The organism is Actinomyces sp. SKVG-SVH-4(1) (genome assembly GCF_048514265.1).
Classification (GTDB): Bacteria; Actinomycetota; Actinomycetes; order Actinomycetales; family Actinomycetaceae; genus Actinomyces; species Actinomyces oris.
Genome location: NZ_JBGEVE010000002.1, coordinates 298,451 through 315,371, shown reverse-complemented (window position 1 = coordinate 315,371; position 16,921 = coordinate 298,451). Strand labels below are relative to the sequence as shown.

General features: G+C 67.5%; 16 protein-coding genes. 12 read left to right on the top strand and 4 right to left on the bottom strand.

Annotated elements, in window-relative coordinates; translation table 11 throughout:
* Positions 1-29 precede the first annotated feature (29 nt).
* From AB7V09_RS03315 to AB7V09_RS03275, 9 genes are all read left to right on the top strand, one after another.
* Positions 30-1,544, top strand: coding sequence for an MFS transporter (locus tag AB7V09_RS03315; protein ID WP_419142919.1), 1,515 nt, complete (start codon positions 30-32; stop codon positions 1,542-1,544).
* Positions 1,541-2,110, top strand: a complete 570-nt coding sequence (locus AB7V09_RS03310; protein ID WP_419142918.1) for a TetR/AcrR family transcriptional regulator — start codon at positions 1,541-1,543, stop codon at positions 2,108-2,110. The genes AB7V09_RS03315 and AB7V09_RS03310 overlap by 4 nt, the downstream gene beginning before the upstream one ends.
* A gap of 58 nt (positions 2,111-2,168) precedes the next feature.
* Positions 2,169-4,220, top strand: a complete 2,052-nt coding sequence (locus tag AB7V09_RS03305) for a M3 family metallopeptidase (protein ID WP_419142917.1) — start codon at positions 2,169-2,171, stop codon at positions 4,218-4,220.
* Positions 4,221-4,268: 48 nt separating this feature from the next.
* Complete coding sequence (locus tag AB7V09_RS03300; protein ID WP_419142916.1) at positions 4,269-5,369, top strand: NAD(P)/FAD-dependent oxidoreductase; 1,101 nt, start codon at positions 4,269-4,271, stop codon at positions 5,367-5,369.
* Positions 5,370-5,440: 71 nt separating this feature from the next.
* The gene (locus tag AB7V09_RS03295; RefSeq protein ID WP_075404506.1) at positions 5,441-5,767 is read left to right on the top strand and encodes a DNA primase; all 327 of its coding nucleotides are present in this window, start codon (positions 5,441-5,443) and stop codon (positions 5,765-5,767) included.
* Positions 5,768-5,955: 188 nt separating this feature from the next.
* Positions 5,956-7,041 carry a siderophore ABC transporter substrate-binding protein gene (locus AB7V09_RS03290; RefSeq protein ID WP_419142915.1) on the top strand — a complete coding sequence of 362 codons (1,086 nt, stop codon included), beginning with the start codon at positions 5,956-5,958 and terminating at the stop codon, positions 7,039-7,041.
* Positions 7,038-8,060: an ABC transporter permease gene (locus AB7V09_RS03285; RefSeq protein ID WP_419142914.1), complete on the top strand. Its 1,023-nt coding sequence runs from the start codon at positions 7,038-7,040 to the stop codon at positions 8,058-8,060. Before AB7V09_RS03290 ends, AB7V09_RS03285 begins: the two co-directional genes overlap by 4 nt.
* Positions 8,053-9,036 carry an iron chelate uptake ABC transporter family permease subunit gene (locus AB7V09_RS03280; protein WP_075415359.1) on the top strand — a complete coding sequence of 328 codons (984 nt, stop codon included), beginning with the start codon at positions 8,053-8,055 and terminating at the stop codon, positions 9,034-9,036. The genes AB7V09_RS03285 and AB7V09_RS03280 overlap by 8 nt, the downstream gene beginning before the upstream one ends.
* Positions 9,033-9,791, top strand: coding sequence for an ABC transporter ATP-binding protein (locus AB7V09_RS03275; protein WP_075415360.1), 759 nt, complete (start codon positions 9,033-9,035; stop codon positions 9,789-9,791). Before AB7V09_RS03280 ends, AB7V09_RS03275 begins: the two co-directional genes overlap by 4 nt.
* A 38-nt stretch (positions 9,792-9,829) precedes the next feature.
* Here the strand turns inward: AB7V09_RS03275 and AB7V09_RS03270 are convergent, their stop codons facing one another.
* The 4 genes from AB7V09_RS03270 to AB7V09_RS03255 form a co-directional block, all read right to left on the bottom strand.
* On the bottom strand, positions 9,830-10,810 hold the full coding sequence (locus tag AB7V09_RS03270; protein WP_075415361.1) for an aldo/keto reductase: 981 nt from the start codon (positions 10,808-10,810) through the stop codon (positions 9,830-9,832).
* A 23-nt stretch (positions 10,811-10,833) separates the two neighbouring features.
* Entirely contained in the window at positions 10,834-11,055 is a 222-nt protein-coding gene (locus tag AB7V09_RS03265) for a sulfurtransferase TusA family protein (protein ID WP_419142913.1), read from the bottom strand.
* 79 nt (positions 11,056-11,134) lie between these two features.
* A complete protein-coding gene (locus AB7V09_RS03260; protein WP_419142912.1) occupies positions 11,135-12,220 on the bottom strand; it encodes a YeeE/YedE family protein in 1,086 nt (361 codons plus the stop codon).
* 386 nt (positions 12,221-12,606) lie between these two features.
* Positions 12,607-13,536, bottom strand: coding sequence for a RecB family exonuclease (locus tag AB7V09_RS03255; RefSeq protein WP_419142911.1), 930 nt, complete (start codon positions 13,534-13,536; stop codon positions 12,607-12,609).
* A 155-nt stretch (positions 13,537-13,691) separates the two neighbouring features.
* Between AB7V09_RS03255 and AB7V09_RS03250 the strand changes: the two genes are divergently transcribed.
* The 3 genes from AB7V09_RS03250 (at position 13,692) to AB7V09_RS03240 (ending at position 16,903) form a co-directional block, all read left to right on the top strand.
* Complete coding sequence (locus tag AB7V09_RS03250) at positions 13,692-14,813, top strand: peptidase M50 (RefSeq protein WP_075415363.1); 1,122 nt, start codon at positions 13,692-13,694, stop codon at positions 14,811-14,813.
* Between the two features lie 159 nt (positions 14,814-14,972).
* Positions 14,973-16,112, top strand: coding sequence for a Dyp-type peroxidase (locus tag AB7V09_RS03245; protein ID WP_419142910.1), 1,140 nt, complete (start codon positions 14,973-14,975; stop codon positions 16,110-16,112).
* Positions 16,109-16,903, top strand: coding sequence for a family 1 encapsulin nanocompartment shell protein (locus tag AB7V09_RS03240; RefSeq protein WP_419142909.1), 795 nt, complete (start codon positions 16,109-16,111; stop codon positions 16,901-16,903). Before AB7V09_RS03245 ends, AB7V09_RS03240 begins: the two co-directional genes overlap by 4 nt.
* Positions 16,904-16,921 lie beyond the last annotated feature (18 nt).

Genomic DNA, 16,921 nt, shown 5'->3' with positions numbered 1-16,921 from the left:
TATACTGTGCGTGTAGTACAGTTCTGGCTGTGACTCGTACTCCTGGACTTCGTGCCTGGGCGGCCCTGGCCGTCCTGACCCTGGCCGTGACCCTGCTGGCCATCGACTCCACGGTGCTGGCTCTGGCCATCCCCTCGCTGAGTGCGGACCTGAGCCCATCGGCCAGCCAGCTGCTGTGGATTGGTGACATCTACTCCTTCACCCTGGCGGGTCTGCTGGTCACCATGGGCAATGTCGCCGACCGCATCGGTCGGCGACGCCTCCTGCTCATCGGGACGTTCGGCTTCGGAACGGCCAGCATCATGGCGGCCTTCGCGCCCAGCGCGGGAGCCCTCATCGCCGCCCGAGCCCTGCTGGGCGTCGGCGGCGCCACGATCATGCCCTCCACCCTCTCCCTCATCCGTAACATCTTCCCCGACGCCCGCCACCGCACCACCGCCATTGCGATCTGGTCCGCCGGCAGCTCCGGTGGCACCGCCCTGGGGCCCCTGGTGGGCGGAGTCCTGCTCGAGCGCTTCTGGTGGGGCAGCGTCTTCCTCATCAATGTCCCGGTCATGGCGGCCGTCATCGTCACGGGTCTGTGGCTCCTGCCGGAGTCCAAGAACGCTCAGGGAGCCCCGGTGGACCTGGCCTCCGCGGTCCTGTCGGTCCTGGCCATCGTGCCGATCACCTACGCCGTCAAGTCCTTCGCGCATGACGGTCTCAGCGTCGTTGCGATCGCGGCACTGGTGGGCGGTTTGGCCGCCGGCTGGCTGTTCATCAGGCGTCAGCGCACGCTGGCCACGCCGCTGATCGACGTCGAGCTCTTCCGGCGCCCCGCATTCACCTGGGCCATCGCGGCCACCGTCCTGGCGATCTTCGCGTTGGCCGGCCTGCTGTACTTCTTCTCCCAGTACCTCCAGCTCGTCCGGGGCTACTCCACACTCCGAGCCGGCTTGACTGAGCTGCCCGCGTCGTTGGCCTCCATCGTCGTTGTCGCGGTCGTCGGCGCGGTGGTGCGCCGGCTGGGCAATGGGTGGGCGCTCGGAAGCGGCCTGCTGGTGGCCGCGGTGGGGCTGGTCGTGGTCGCGCTGGGGGAGTCCTACGGCGGGATCGTGGTCATCGGCGTCGGTCTGCTCGTCATCGGCGCAGGCATCGGCCTGGCCTTCACGGTCTCCACCGGAGCGGTCCTGGGGGCGGTGCCCGCGGACCGGGCAGGAGCGGCCTCGGCCATCTCCGAGACCGGTCTCGAGCTGGGTGTCGCCCTGGGGATCGCGGTGCTCGGCACGATTCAGGACGTCGGCTACCGGCTGCTGCTCGGGCCCGCCCCCTCCAGTCTTCCGCAGCGGGTGGCCGAGGCCGCCGAGCAGTCCCTGGCCACCCTGGCGGGTGCCATCGACCTGAGCAACCCCGGGCAGGCCGAGCTGATGGTCCAGGCCCGGGAGGCGTTCACCTGCGCCATGCAGGCCACGGCCGTCATCGCCGCCGTCATCCTCCTGGGTGCGGGCGTCATGGCCGCCCGCCATGTTCCGGCCACGAGCGAGACGAGTGAGGAGTCCGCATGAGAACCTCGAAACGGGACCGCATCATCACCGGGGCGCTCGAGCTCGCCCACCGAGACGGCTTCGATGCGCTCACCTTCGACGCCCTGGCCGAGCACGTCGGACTGACTCGAGGCGGTGTCATCTACCACTTCCGCACCAAGACCGAGCTCTTGGATGGGATCGCTGTGGCCTTCCAGGAACGGTGGCGGGCCGAGGCGCTGGAAGCACTGGGCAAGCCCCTGGAGGAGGCGAACCGCACCGAGCGGATCGAGGCCCTGGTGCGCTCCGTCCTCGATGGCGAGATCCTCCCCGGAGAGGTCAGCTTCATACTCTCGTCCACGCCGCAGGCCGAAACGATCAAGAACGCCTGGGACATGCTGTGTGACGAGTGGATCGGCGAGGTGGACGAGCTCAGCGCGATGCAGCGCGTGGCGCTGCTGGCCGTGGACGGATGGTGGGCGAACCGCGCTGTCGACAGCCGTAGCCGCAATCCCGATGAGCCTGCCATCGCTGACCTCATCGTGTCCCTGGTGGCGGGAAACCCGCCCGACGAGAGGCTCTGCAAGCCCTCCAATAAGGACCAATGACCTACGAATGTCTGCAGGTTGTGCTTGAGATGCCCTGGGCTCATGGCACGATGGGCCCATGAGCGAGACCACCGACGGCACCGACCTCCCGGAGTCGAACGTCTTCGCCAAGCCATGGCCGCTCGATCTCGGCCTGCCCGGCTTCACAGCCGTGGACCACGCCGACATCGAACCGGCCATCCGCGCCGGGATGGCTGCCGAGCGCCAGGAGTGGGAGGCGATCGCCACCAACGAGGAGGCACCCACGATCGCCAACACCGTCGACGCGTTGGAGCGATCCGGAGAGCTGCTGGAGCGGGCGCTGACGGTGCTGGACGCTCTGACCTCCGCCACCGACTGCCCGGACCTCGACGAGCTCGAGGAGACCCTGGCCCCCGAGCTGGCGGCCCACTCCGACGCCTATCACCTCGACTCCCGTCTCTACCGACGCTTCAAGGCGCTCGACGAGCTCGTGTCCCAAGCCCCTGAGGGGCAGGCCGTGCGCGACGCCGACGGCACCGTCATCGACGCCGAGACCTCCCGCCTCATCCGCCTGACCGTCGAGGAGTTCGAACGCAACGGCGTCGGCCTGGACGAAGCGGATACGCAGGTGCTCAAGGACATCAACGCCCGCGTCAACGCGCTCAAGATGCGCTTCTCCGTCCTGGTCACCGAGGCCATGCATGCCGCCGGTGTCACCAACGTCACGGTACCGCCGGCCCTGGCCGCCACGCGGCCCCATGGCGCCAGGCTCGCCCTGCTGGAGACCTCCATGAGTCGAGGGCTGGGGGAGCAGGGCGCCTTCGGTGACACCCGCGGCATCGTCCTGGAGCTCGCCCGGCTGCGCGCCGAACGGGCCGTCCTCCTGGGCTTCCCGCATCACGCCGCCCTCGTGGCCGCGGAGTCTGCCGCCCGCACCACCGAGGCGGTCTCAGAGTTGCTCAGCCGGCTCACTGCGCCGGCCATGGATAACGCCCGCGCAGACGCTCAGGTCTACGCCGCCCGCATGGGCCTGGACCCGCAGACCCAGGCCGGCGAGACCTTCGGGCCCGCCGACTGGCCCCTCTACGAGGCCGCTGAGCGCAAGGAGCGCTTCGGCGTCGACGACGAGGTGCTGGCCCCCTACCTGGAGCTGTGGAGCGTGGTCACCAAAGGGGTCTTCTACGCCGCCAACCGCCTCTACGGCATCACCTTCCACGAGCGCCAGGACCTGGCCGAGCACATGTACGCCCCGGGCGTGAAGGTCTGGGAGGTGCGCGACGGTGAGGACGCCCAGGCGCCGGTCCTGGGTCTGTTCGTCGGCGACTACTACGCCCGGGCGGGCAAGTCCGGCGGCGCCTGGATGGACAGCCTCGTCACCGGCTCAACGCTCACCGGCCGCAAACCGGTCGTCATCAACTGCTGCAACATCGAGCAGCCCACCTCCGGCCGGGTCCTGCTGACCTGGGACGAGGTCGTCACGTGCTTCCATGAGTTCGGGCACGCCCTGCACGCCCTGTTCTCCCAGGCCCGCTACCCCTCGGCCTCCGGAACGGCCGTGCCCCGAGACGTCGTCGAGTTCCCCAGCCAGCTCAACGAGAAGTGGGCGCTTCACCCCGAGGTGCTGTCCTCCTATGCACGCCACGTGGATACCGGGGAGCCCATGCCCTCCGACCTGGCCGAGCAGCTGCGCGGCCAGGGCACCTTCGGTCAGGGCTATGCCACCACCGAGTACCTGGGGGCGGCCCTGCTCGACCAGGCCTGGCACACCCTGGCCCCCGACGAGGTCCCCGGAGACGTTGCCGAGGTGGAGGACTTCGAGCACCGGGCCCTGGCTCAGGCCGGAGTCGATGACGCGCTCGTGCCTCCCCGCTACCGCACCACCTACTTCTCCCACGTCTTCGCCGGGGGCTACAGCGCCGCCTACTACGCCTACATCTGGAGCGAGGTCATGGACGCCGATGCCATCGAGTGGTTCACCACTGACGGCGCGATCGACGGCGACCTCGGCCTGAATCGTCGGGCCGGAGAGATCTTCCGTCGCGAGTTCCTCTCCCGTGGCGACTGTCGAGACCCCCTGGTCTCCTATCGGGCCTTCACCGGGCGCGAACCCGGCATCCTGCCTCTTCTTCAACGTCGCGGACTGGCCTGATGGGCGTAGTTCGCTTCTTCACCCTCTCATCACCGGAAGGAACATAATATGGCTCGCGTCACCATCGTCGGCGGTGGATACGGTGGCATCACTGCCGCCAAGGCCCTCGACGACGTCGCCGAGGTCACCCTCGTGGAGCAGAAGGATACCTTCGTCAGCCACGCCGCGGCGCTGCGCGCTGCGGTCGACCGTGACTGGGCGGAGAAGATCTTCCTGCCCTACGACAAGCTCCTGACCAACGGGCGCGTCGTTCACGGAACGGCGCTGGCCGTGCGAGGCACCACCGTCGAGGTCTCCGGACACGGGCAGATCGAGGCCGACTACCTGGTGCTGGCCACCGGGACCGCCTACCCCTTCCCCGCCAAGCACATGGAGTCCTCCTCCGTCATCGCCAAGGCCCGTATCGAGCGCGTCCACACCAACCTCGAGCACTCCTCGCGAGTGCTCATCGTGGGTGCCGGCGCCGTCGGCATCGAGCTGGCCGGTGAGATCACCTCGGCCTTCCCGCAGGTCAAGGTGACCATGCTGGAGGCCGCCGACAGGATCCTGCCCGCCGGCGACTACAAGCCGGAGATTCGTGAGGCCATCGCGGACCAGCTCGCCCAGCGCGGGGTGGAGATCCTCACCGGTGACTCCCTCAGTTTCCTGCCCCCGGTTGACGTCGGTGTGCTCTCGCCCTTCCGGGTCACCACCCAGGGCGGGCGCCAGCTCGAGGCCGACATGTGGTTCCGCGCCTACGGCTCGGCGGCCGCCACCGGATTCCTCAGCGAGGACTACGACGAGGTGCGCCACTACGACGGTACGATCCGTGTCGACGAGTACCTGCGCGTGGTGGACCACCCCGGTGTCTGGGCCATCGGAGACATTACCGACGTGCGCGAGTCCAAGCGCGCCGACGCCGCCCGCGCCCATGCCCGAGTGGTCGCCAGCAACATAGCCGACATGATCGCGGGCCGTGAGCCCTCCGCGACCTACACGCCCGGAACCGAGCGGATCATCCTGCCCCTGGGGCCCGATGGCGGCGCCTCCCAGATCCTGCGCGACGGTGTGCGCGTGGTCGTCGGCCCCGAGGAGACCAGTAGGATCAAGGGAGAGGACCTCTTCCTGGGCTTCATCCGTCAGGAGCTGGGAGTCGAGTCGGAGGCCTGATCGGGTCGACGCGGCCGGGCAACGCCGTTCGCCTGTGCGCTGTGCGGGGGGTAGCCGGTAGTGTGTCCCACATGACGAACGATCCGCGGTCCGCGCTCAACCGACTCATTGCCGCCTTCGAGGCGCACCTGGATGCTGCCGCGACCGGTGACGAGCTCTCCCCGGCTGTGGTCGCGGCCGAGAATGCCCTCCAGGACGCCTTCTTCACCTACGACGACTCGCTGTTCACCGCATACGGCATCGAGCTCCCCTTCGAGGCCTTCGACTCCGATGGTGACGATGAGGACGACGATGACGATGATGAGGACTACGACGACGGCGAGTACGACGAGGATGACGACGACTACGACGACAGCGATGACGACGATGAGGATGAGGACTACGACGACGAGGACTGACTGAGGTCCCTGACTGGACGGACGACGTTCCTCAGCCCATCTCTCAGCGGTGGGGCCCACGCGAACTGCGTGGGCCCCACCGCTTTGTCCTAGGTATGATACGGTTAAATACCGTAGGTAAGCCTTCCCTCAGTAGTTGTGTGCCTGCGAACCGCACTCGGTTGTCGCCCACGAAGATAGGAATCCTGATGCCCATGTCTCCGTCCCGCCGTCAGCTGCTCTCCACGACCGTGGCCACAGCCGGTCTGCTGGCTCTGTCCGCCTGTGGTTCGAAGTCGTCGAGCTCGTCAGGCACCGGCGGCGCCTCTGCCGGATCGAGCGCAGAGGCGGTGACGTACCCGCTCACCGTGAAGCATGCCCAAGGGGAGACCACGATCAAGGCGGCCCCCAAGCGCGTCGTCGTTCTCGACTACGGTGTCCTGGACTCCATGGCCGCACTGGGGCTGGCCGACGTCGTCGTCGGCATCCCCAAGACCGGCGGCAACCTGCCCAAGTCCCTGTCCCAGTTCCAGGACGCGAAGTACAAGGATATGGGCGGCCTCAAGGAGCCCAAGCAGGAGGCCATCGCCGAGGTCGGGCCGGACCTGGTGATCGTGGCGAACCGGACCGCCAAGTCCTATCAAGACTTCTCAAGCAAGTTCACCACCATCGACATGACTGTCAAGCCGCAGGGTGCGAGTGCGACGGCGGCAGCGAGCCCCGATCAGGGTGGTCAGGGCGGTAACGGGGACAAGGGCAAGAAGCGCGAGCCCTCCGCGTCGATGACGGAGATCCTCACCAGCCACTCCACGATCCTCGGCTCGATCTTCGGCAAGAAGAGCGCGGCGCAGGCCAAGGTCAAGGAGTTCACCGATGCCGCCGCTCAGGTGGCCACAGTGGCCAAGAAAGCCGGCAAGGGCCTGTGCCTTCTCACCACCGGTGGCAAGGTGAGTGCCTTCGGCAAGGGCTCCCGCTTTGACGTCATCTTTGACGAGTTCGGTGTCACCACCGCTGTTGAGAACATCGAGGAGGCGACCCACGGCGAGGCCGTCTCCTTCGAGTTCATCGGGCAGGCCAACCCTGACGTCCTCTTCGTCCTGGACCGCGACGCCACCATCGGGCAGGAGGGCTCCTCGGCCAAGGAGATTCTCGACAACGAGCTGGTCACCGCCACCAATGCCTGGAAGAACAACAAGGTCTACTACCTTGACGGACCCGACTGGTACCTCCTGGGCGCCGGATTCGGAGTCAGTCTGCGCATGGCCAAGGAGATCAAGGGCGATTTGTCCGCATGAGCCCCAGGAACCCCGTTGCGGCCTGGGGGCGCAGGTCGCAACGGTCAGGCCTGTCGCTCCTGGCCGGTGGCCTTCTGCTTCTGCTCGTCCTGGGACTGGTGTCGGTGTGTATCGGAGTGGCGGACTTCGATCCGGTGGATCTGGTTCGTGCCGGATCGCAGGGCCGCTCCATGCGCCTCTTCCTGGTCTCGCGAGTGCCGCGCACCCTGGCAGCCGTCCTCGCCGGTTCGGGCATCGCTGTGGCGGGAGCCGTCATGCAGATGAGCGTGCGCAACCGTTTCGTGTCCCCGACCACGGCAGGCACGACTCAGTTCGCCGTCGTCGGGCTGCTGCTTGTGGCTCTCTTCGCACCGGGCACCAGTGTTCTGGTGAAGATGCTGGTGGCCTCGGCATGCGCGGTAGCGGGCTCGGCCGTCTTCCTGTGGCTCCTGCGACTGCTGCCCCACCGGCGCACGTCCGATGACGTCACGGTCCCCCTGATCGGCCTCATGCTCGGTGGCGTGGTCGGAGCGGGTACCACCTTCGTGGCCTGGCGCTACGACCTGCTGCAGTCACTAGGTTCCTGGACGGCCGGCGACCTGTCCCGGGTGCTGGCCGGCCGCTATGAGTTGCTCTGGCTGGTGGCGCTCATCGTCCTGCTGCTCTATCTCGCCGCCGACCGCCTCACTGTGGCGAGCCTTGGGGCGGAGACGGCCACCGGGCTCGGGCTGAGCTATCACCGCACCATCAACCTGACGATCATGGCTGCGGCCGTCATGACGGCGGTCAGCGTCGTCGTGGTCGGGAGCCTGCCCTTCCTCGGGCTCGTGGTACCCAACATCGTCTCCCGGCTCATGGGGGACAATCTGCGCCGGAGTCTTCCGGTCATTGCCGTCGGTGGTGCTGTTCTGACGCTGGGGTGCGACGTCGTCGGACGCGTGGTCCGCTACCCCTACGAGGTTCCGCTGTCCGTCATCATGGGGGTCGTCGGCGCCGGCGTCTTCACCGTGCTCATCCTGCGAGGAGTGGAACGTGGCTGACGCGCTGTCCGGACGTCGTCGCCGGGAGAACCTGCGTTCCGTCCTCCGCCTGGTGGTCGTCCTGCTCCTGGTGCTGGTGGCCAGCGGCGTCTTCCTGGTCATCAACGCCTTCGACCCGCTTCTGGTTCTGCCCTACCGGCTGCCCTCCCTCGGGGCGATGCTGTGTGTGGGATGGGCCAGTGGCGTGTCCACCGTCATGTTCCAGACGGTCACCGGCAACCGGATCCTCACGCCCTCCGTTCTCGGTCTGGATGCGCTCTACGCCCTGCTGCAGGTGGTTCTTCTTCTCGTGCTGGGGGCGGCGGGACTCTCCTCGCTGCCGGACCTGGGTGCGTTCGTCCTGACACTTCTGGTGATGATCGGTGTGTCCGTGGCGCTCATGGGTGCCGTCCTCGGTGCCAGGCGCTCGGTGACCACTTTGGTGCTGCTGGGCATCGTGCTGGGAACCTTCCTGCGCTCAGGGACCACCTTCATCCAGCGGCTTCTGGATCCCAATGACTTCCTCATCCTTCAGGACCGGCTCTTCGCCTCCTTCGGCTCGATCAACCCCGATCTGCTGGTGCTCTCGCTGGTCCTGACCGCCGCCGTGTCGATTCTGGCGATCCGGGAGCTGCGGGCGCTCGATGTCGTGGCTCTCGGGCCTGATATCGCCACCGCACTCGGAGTCGATCACCGTCGTATCAGCCGGCGCGTGATGGTCATGGTGGCCGTGCTGGTATCCGTGTCCACGGCCCTGGTCGGGCCGATCATGTTCCTGGGCCTCCTCGTTGCCCACCTGGCCTACTGGGCCGCCGGTACCAACCGCCATGTGGTCACCGTGCCCATGGCGGCACTCGTCGCCATGCTCGTCCTGGTGACCGGACAGACAGTGCTGGCTCATGTCCTGGACGCCGACAACGTCCTGTCCGTCATCATCGAGTTCCTCGGCGGGCTCACCCTCATCGCCCTCATCATCAGCTCCAGGAGACGTTCATGATCGCAGTTCGTAGCCTTACCAAGTCCTACGGTGAGCGTCAGGTGCTCTCCGACGTCAACCTCGACCTGCCGGCCGGCGGAGTCATCGGGCTGGTTGGTGCCAACGGGGCCGGTAAGTCCACGCTGTTGTCCGTGATCGCCAGACTCCTGGGAGCCGACGCCGGCACGGTGGAAGTCGGTGGTCTGAACGTCGCCACCGCCCCGGGACGCCAGCTCGCCACCGTTCTGTCCGTCCTCAAGCAGGACAACCACCTCGCCGTGCGACTGACTGTGCGTGACCTCGTGGGATTCGGCCGCTATCCGCACAACCGGGGACGTCCCACCGAGCACGATGAGACGATCGTCGATCAGGCCCTGGAATGGATGGACCTGACGGAGTTGGCCGACCGCTACCTCGACGAGATGTCCGGTGGGCAGCGCCAGCGGGCCTTCGTCGCCATGGTGCTGGCCCAGGAGACTCCCTATGTGCTCCTGGACGAGCCCCTCAACAACCTGGACATGGTCCACTCGGTGGCCATGATGCGTCGTCTACGCGCTGCCGCCCACGAGCTCGAGCGCACGGTCGTGGTTGTCATGCATGACATCAATATGGCCGCCGCATGGTCGGACCGGATCGTCGCCATGCGTGAGGGCCGGGTCGTCCTTCAAGGAACCCCCGAGGAGACGATGACCCGAGAGTGTCTGAGCGAGGTCTTCGGCATGGATGTGCCGGTCCAGGAGATCGACGGCAGGCGCATCGCCCTCGTCTGGGGCTGATACTCGCCAGGGGCCGCTTCACAGCAGCGCCGGGAGCCTTAGAAGCGCTCGGGGTAGCCGAGCTGGACGGAGGTGACCTCGTCCAAGGCGTGGCGGATCTGAACCGGAAGCTCCAGGTCGTCTGCCGACAGCACGCCCTGGAGCTGAGCCGGAGTGCGGGCACCCACAATGGTTGAGGCGATCCCGGGGGCATCGCGGGCCCAAGCGAGTGCGACCTCGGCCGGCTTACGGTCCAGGCCCGAGGCGGCAGTGGCCACGGCCTCAACCACACCTCGGTGTGCGTCTCCCAGGTAGGGGGACACGTAGGAGCGCAGGTGCGGGGAGGCGGCCCGTGAGTCCGGTGGAATCGTCGCCCGGTACTTGCCGGTGAGCACGCCCCGACCCAGGGGGGCGTAGCCGAGGATGCCGAAGCCCAGGGCCTGTGAGGCGGGCCGCAGCTCGCGCTCGATACCCCGGGAGAGCAGCGAGTGCTCCACCTCGACGGCCGCCAGTCCCGGACCCCGGCCGCACTCGCTGAGCAGATCATGTATGCGCACCGAAGCCCAGGCGGGGTGGTTGGCGATGCCCACGTACCGGGTGCGCCCGGAGGAGACGGCCAGGCTCAGTGCGTGGGCCGTCTCCTCCAGGGAGGTGCTGGGATCGGGCACCTGGACCAGCAGGAGGTCCAGGTGATCGGTGCCCAGGCGGGCCAGGCTGGTGTCGAGCGTGTCCAGCAGCGAGCCGCGGGAGGCGTCAGCCACCGAGGAGCGCTCCCCGGTTCGCCAGGTGCGCACCCCGGCCTTGGAGACCAGGACGAGGTCCTGGCGATCCACGTGCTCGCGCAGGAGCGTGCCGATCACCTCCTCGCTGACGCCCTCGCCGTAGGAGGCGGCGGTGTCCACGAGCGTACCCCCGGCATCGAGGAAGATGTCGAGCTGTTCCTTCGCCTCGAGCTCATCGGTGTCCCGGCCCCAGGTCATCGTGCCCAGGCCCACGGACGACACACGCAGGCCGGTCCGGCCGAGTCTCCTGTGCTCCATAGGCCTAACCGTAGCGGCTCGACTTACTTGCGTACGGTGATGGTCCAGGCCGCGTCGCCGGTGCGCTCGAACTCGGTGATGGTGTAGCCGTTGTCGGCGGCCCAAGCCGGCAGTGTCTGAGTCCCCTGGGTGCAGTCGAAGCCGATGACGAGCTCGTCGCCGACGCTGAGCTCCTCCATGGCCTCTTCGGCCTCGATGACGGGGAAGGGGCAGACCTGACCGGTGGTCTCCAGAACAGTGCGCATGAGTGACTCCTTGAAGCGATGTGATGAGGGTGCGGGGTCGGTTGTGGAAGCGAGATGGTCGCGGGGTGCTGGCGAGGCGTCAGACGGTGGCGGGCACGCGCGAGGCCGTCCGCTCGGCGCGACGACGCTGCCGGGGCCGGATGAGGAGGAACCAGGCGGCCACCCCGACCCCCAGCACCTGGAAGACCAGTGCGATCCAGCCCTGCCAGGACAGGAGCGAGGTCTGCACCAGGGCGTTGCCGATGGAGCAGCCACCGGCCCAGGCGGCGCCGATTCCCATGAGGACACCGCCGGCGATGGAACGCTGGATGACCTGGGCGCTGGGCACGCGGACACGGAACTCGCCGGAGGCCTTGGCAGCGAGGTAGGAGCCGAGCAGGATGCCCAGGACCAGGAGCACACCCCAGTCAAGTCGCTTGACGTCCCCGGTGACGATGAGGTTCACCAGGTTCGACGACGGCGTCGTGATCCCCAGCCCGTCCGGGCGCCCCGAGGCCCAGGATGTGGGCCAGGCGATGACGGCGACGACGCCCACGAGGAATCCGGTGGCCAGAGGGTTCCACTGCTTCTCCAGCAGCAGGTGAGCCAGGCCCGTGCGCTGGGCAGGCAGCTGGATTTGAGCGGGACGGCTGCGCTCCAGAACGATGAAGCGGTGCACAACGAGCCCGGTGACGCCGGCCAGGATGACGACGCCGCCCCAGCTCGGCAGACCGATGGTGGCCGGGATGGTGGTCAGGTCGGTGACCCACAGTCCTTTGACCCAGCTCGTCACCCCCGACAGGAGCCCCGTCTTCGACGCGGCCGCCGTGGTGGCATAGGCCACGAGCGCGAACCAGGAACCGACCAGGCCCTCGCCGGCGCGGTAGTAGGTCCCGGTGGCGCAGCCGCCGGCCAGGACGATCCCGACTCCGAACAGGAAGGAACCGACAACGGTGGCAACCACCGACAGCTTGGGGATCTCAGGGGTGATGGAGCCTGCTGAGGTCAGGACAGCGACACCGACCGCCTGAACGGCGATGGCCAGCAGGAAGGCTGTGAACCAGCGCCAGGAGCGGGAGACCCACAGGTCCCGGAAGGCGCCGGTGATGCAGAAACGGCCCCGTTGGAGGATGAAACCGAGGACGGCTCCAACGATGAGCCCAGTGAGGATGGTGGGTGACGGCACGGTGCGGTCCTTGTCCGGCTGCTGCTGTCAGGTGCAAGCAGCCTGCGTGGGGACCGGTGACGCAGCACAGGTGGAAAGACAGAGACAGGCCACGTCATCCGGTGGGGGAGTGAGGTGGAGGCCTGGCTGGACGTGGCTGAGGGGGCGCCGTCTCAGGGGCGCCGGGAGCCGAGGAGAACGATCTGTCTGAGACCGCCTCAGAACGCCCGAACCAGGCAGCGCATACACATGCCGGCTCCGCGCGAGGCGGTGCGGGCTGCGTGGGCCTGGAGGACGTTCATGTGCTTCTCCATGGGGATCTGGGAAGTGCGTGGCGACGGTTGTCAGCCGTCATGGACTGTAACCGACGGCCTCTGGCCGTGGCAATTCCTGAACAATGGCCGAGATCAGGCAGCGGTGCGGCGTGCGGTCAGGAGGCGGGCGATCCCGTCATCGGGCACCTGCGGTGTGGTGCCGCCGAAGAGCGGGCACTGGGCCTGGAAGGCGCACCAGTCGCACAGCCGGGAGCGGCGGGGGTGGAAGGAGCCGTTGCGAGCGCAGTCCTCGACCTCGTCCCACAGGTGCGCCAGACGCGTCTCGGTGCGTTCCAGCTCGGCCAGGCGAGGATCGTGAGTCAGGACCCGCCCGTCCTTGAGATAGACCAGCTGGAGACGGGCCGGCGCCCGCCCGCGCAGGCGCCACAGCACCAGCGCGTAGAAGCGCATCTGGAACAGCGCCTCCTCCATGAAACGCGTGCCGGGGCTGCGCCCGGTCTTGTAGTCGACCACTCTCATGGCGCCGTCGGGTGCCACGTCCAGACGGTCCACGAAGCCTCGTAGGAGCAGGCCGTCGCCGGTCTCAGTCTGGACGAAGAGCTCGCGCTCGGCCGGCTCCAGGCGCTGGGGGTTCTCCAGGGTGAAGTAGGTGCGAATGAGCCCGCGGGCCTCCTCCAGCCAGGTCTCCACGTGGTCGGCGTCCTCGAACAGGTCCATGACCTCCGGGTTCTTCTCACGGTGGGATGCCCACTGGCCGGGCAGGAGCTCGAGGGCCGCCTGTGGTAGGCGTTCCGAGGCCGGAAGATCGTAGAGGCGCTCCAGCACGCCGTGGACCACGGTGCCCTTGTGCGTCGCCAGCGAACCGGGCTCGGGAAGGCGGTCGACCGTGCGCAGACGGAACATGAGCGGGCACTGCATGAAGTCCTTGGCCCGAGAGGGGGACAGGGCTGCGCGGCGTCCGCCGCCCGCGCCCGCTGCCGGACGGCCACTGGCACCCGGACCGGTGGGCCTGACGCCGGTCTGAGGTGATGAGCTGGATGCGGTGAGCGGCTCGTGGGACATGGGGACGACGCTACCGCGAGGAGGTGACGCGGCGTCGGATCTGGCCGGAGGGAGCGGCCTTCCTCCACAGGCCGCGTCCGTGGGGAGAGACATCCGCGGCTGTGGCCGCCGAGTGGATGCGGCTCCCGGCTGCCGACGGCGTTAGGCTCGCGCCCATGCCTGCCTCCACATCGACCGGCGAGTGGGTGGTCGCCCGCGTCGGCGGCGCCCCCGTCGTCATCTCGCCGACCTCTCTTCTGCTCGGCCTGCTCATCGCCGGCAGCTGGTACCCGTTGGTCTCCTCGGCTCTGGGTAGCTTCGGCACCACAACGGTGCTGCTGGTGGTGGTCTCCACGGTCCTGGGCGTTGCGGCCTCGGTGCTCCTGCACGAGCTGGCCCACGGGCTGTCCGGAACTCTCATGGGCAGGCGACCCACCCGTTACGAGCTCTACCTGTGGGGCGGGCGAACATCCTTCGGACCCGCACGCGAGTGGACCGCGTGGAAGGACCTGGTCACCTCCCTGTCAGGACCGGCCACCAACCTGCTCATCTGGGGCATCGGAACGTGGGCACAGAACTCCGTCAGTCTGCCGGTTCCCGTCGCCTTCTCCATATGGGCCGTGACCCTGGTCAACCTGGCCCTGGCCATCTTCAACGCCCTGCCGGGTCTTCCCCTCGACGGCGGCTACGCCCTGGCCGCGCTCGTGGTCCAGGTGACCGGCAACCGCAGACTCGGTCTCAAAGTGGCCGGTTGGGGTGGGCTGGCGGTGGTCGGCGGTGTCGTGTGGTGGTGGATCCTGCGCCCCCTCGTGCTCGACGGTCGCCAGCCCGACGCCTTCAACCTCATCCTGGTTCTCATGGTGGGCTGGTCGATCGTTGCCTCCAGCTGGCAGGTCCTCGAGCTCGGGGGAGGAGCCCGGGCCGCCTCGAAGCTGGACCTGCGCGAGCTGGCCAGGCCCCTGCGCGTCGTCGGACCCGAGACATCTGTGTCCCAGGTGCGTGAAGCGCTGGCCCAAGGAGCCGCACTCGTCCTCGTCACTGACGGGCCCGAGCTGGTGGGCACGATCGACGCGGCCGCCCTCAAGGAGCTCGGGCTGTCGGACGCAGCAGGCTCGACCCCCACGCTCGGGGTGAGCGCCAGGCAGATCTGCACGGTGCTGCCGGCCGCGGCGGTGACCACCGACCTGACCGGCCAGGCGGCCGCCGATGCCATGAAACGAGCCCGGGAGGTCTCACGCTGGCTGGTGCTCGTGGAGGCGGGGAGCCTGGCCGGCGCGGTCCCCACCGGTGCGCGCTGAGAGGCAGCGGTGACTTAGGCGACCACGACGACCAAGCCGCCCGACCAGGTCACCGGAACATGATGCCCACCGGCTCCGACTGCACTGAGGATGCTAGCCTTCACCTAGGAAGAAATGCCTCCGGGCATCGGTATCAGCGTCATCTTTGAAGGTGAAACCATGAGCGACGTCAGCCCCCAAGACCTCTCTCAAGAGATTCTGGCTGCGCCGGCCAAGGCATCGATCTTCCTCACGGTGACTGTACGGAGCGGGGGCGAGTCCGCGGTCATCGATCTGCTGACCGCTGTGTCCGGGCTGACCCGGGCGGTGGGTTTCCGTTACCCCGAGACGATGCTCAGCTGCGTCGTCGGTATTGGGGCAGGCATGTGGGGTCGTCTCTTCGACGTACCTCGTCCCGAGTACCTGCACGATTTTGAGGCACTTCAGGGAGGAAGGCACAGTGCCCCCTCGACGCCGGGAGACCTGTTCTTCCACCTGCGCGCCTCGACTCTCGACATGTGCTTCGAGCTGGCGCGCCAGATCATGCGCCGACTGGGCCCTGCGGTCAGTACCTACGATGAGGTTCACGCCTTCCGCTACCTCGATAATCGGGACCCTCTGGGCTTCGTCGACGGTACTGAGAGTCCGCGGGGGCAGGCGGCCGTCGCCGCGGCGCTCATCAACGAGGGCGCGTGGGTTGGCGGCAGCTACATCATTGAGCAGAAGTACGTCCACAATCTCACCGCTTGGGACTCATTGAGTGTCGAGGAGCAGGAACACGTCATCGGTCGCACCAAGCTCGATGACACCCAGCTCCCCGATGATGAGCAGCCTACCAATAGCCACGTCACCATGAACACCATTGAGGACGCCGACGGCAACGAGCTCCAGATCGTGCGGGACAATCTCGCCTTCGGCGAGGCCTCCGGGGAGCAGGGCACGTTCTTCATGAGCTACGCCGCAGACCCACGCGTCACTGAGCTCATGCTCCGGCGTATGTTCCTGGGGGAGCCAGAGGGCAACTACGACCGCATCCTCGACTTCTCCACGCCTCTGACAGGATGTCTCTTCTTCGCTCCGCCGGCCGCCTTCCTCGATGACGCCGACCAGTACGCGAAGCCTTCTGTCCGACCTGAGGCGGGACCGCAGGACCCGACCCAGCCCGCCACTGAGCTGAGCGCCGCCAAGGACCTAGGGTTCAACGCATCGTCTGAGGCATCGCGTGACCAGAGACCAGATGACCACAGCAATGGTGCGGATTCCACTGCCGCACCGTCCGACGGATCCCTCGGGATCGGAAACCTGAAAGGCCAAGTATGAACAATCTGCATCGACAGCTCGCCCCCATCTCCGAGGCCGCCTGGAGTGAGATCGACCAGGAGGCGCGGCGCACCTTCATCCGCTGGATCGCCGGACGACGCGTCGTCGACGTGGTCGGACCCGACGGAGAGGACCTCGCGGCAGTACGCACCGGTCACCAGGTCCGCGTGGACACTCCCTTCGAAGGTGTCCAGGCCCACCAGCGTCAGGTCCGCCAGATCGTCGAGCTGAGGGTTCCGTTCCGGGTCAGCCGCGAGGCCGTCGACGCCGTCGACCGGGGAGCCCAGGACTCCGACTGGCAACCCGTGAAGGACGCTGTTGCTCAGATCGCCAGAGCCGAGGACGGCATTGTCTTCGACGGGCTGGCGAGCGCGGGCATCGAGGGACTGGTTCCCTCAAGCTCCAACCCCGTCGTATCACTCCCACAGCCGAAGGACCTTCCTGACGCCGTTGCCGCTGCTCTTAAGGAGCTCCGCCTCGCCGGAGTTGAAGGCCCCTACGCCCTGCTGCTCTCCGCCGAGCTGTGGACCGCCGTCGCCGAGACCACTGATGACGGTTACCCCATTCGCAAGCACATCGATCGTCTCCTGGAAGGTGAGGTCCTGTGGGCCCCCGCCATTCAGGGCGCTGTCCTGCTGAGCATGCGGGGCGGTGACTACGAGCTGCACCTCGGCCAGGACCTCTCCATCGGATATCTCTCACACGATGCCGAGTCGATTGAGCTCTATCTCCAAGAGACGCTCACATTCCTCCCGTACACCTCTGAGGCGAGTGTCGTGCTGACGCACTGAGGTCGCGCACCGGTCCTA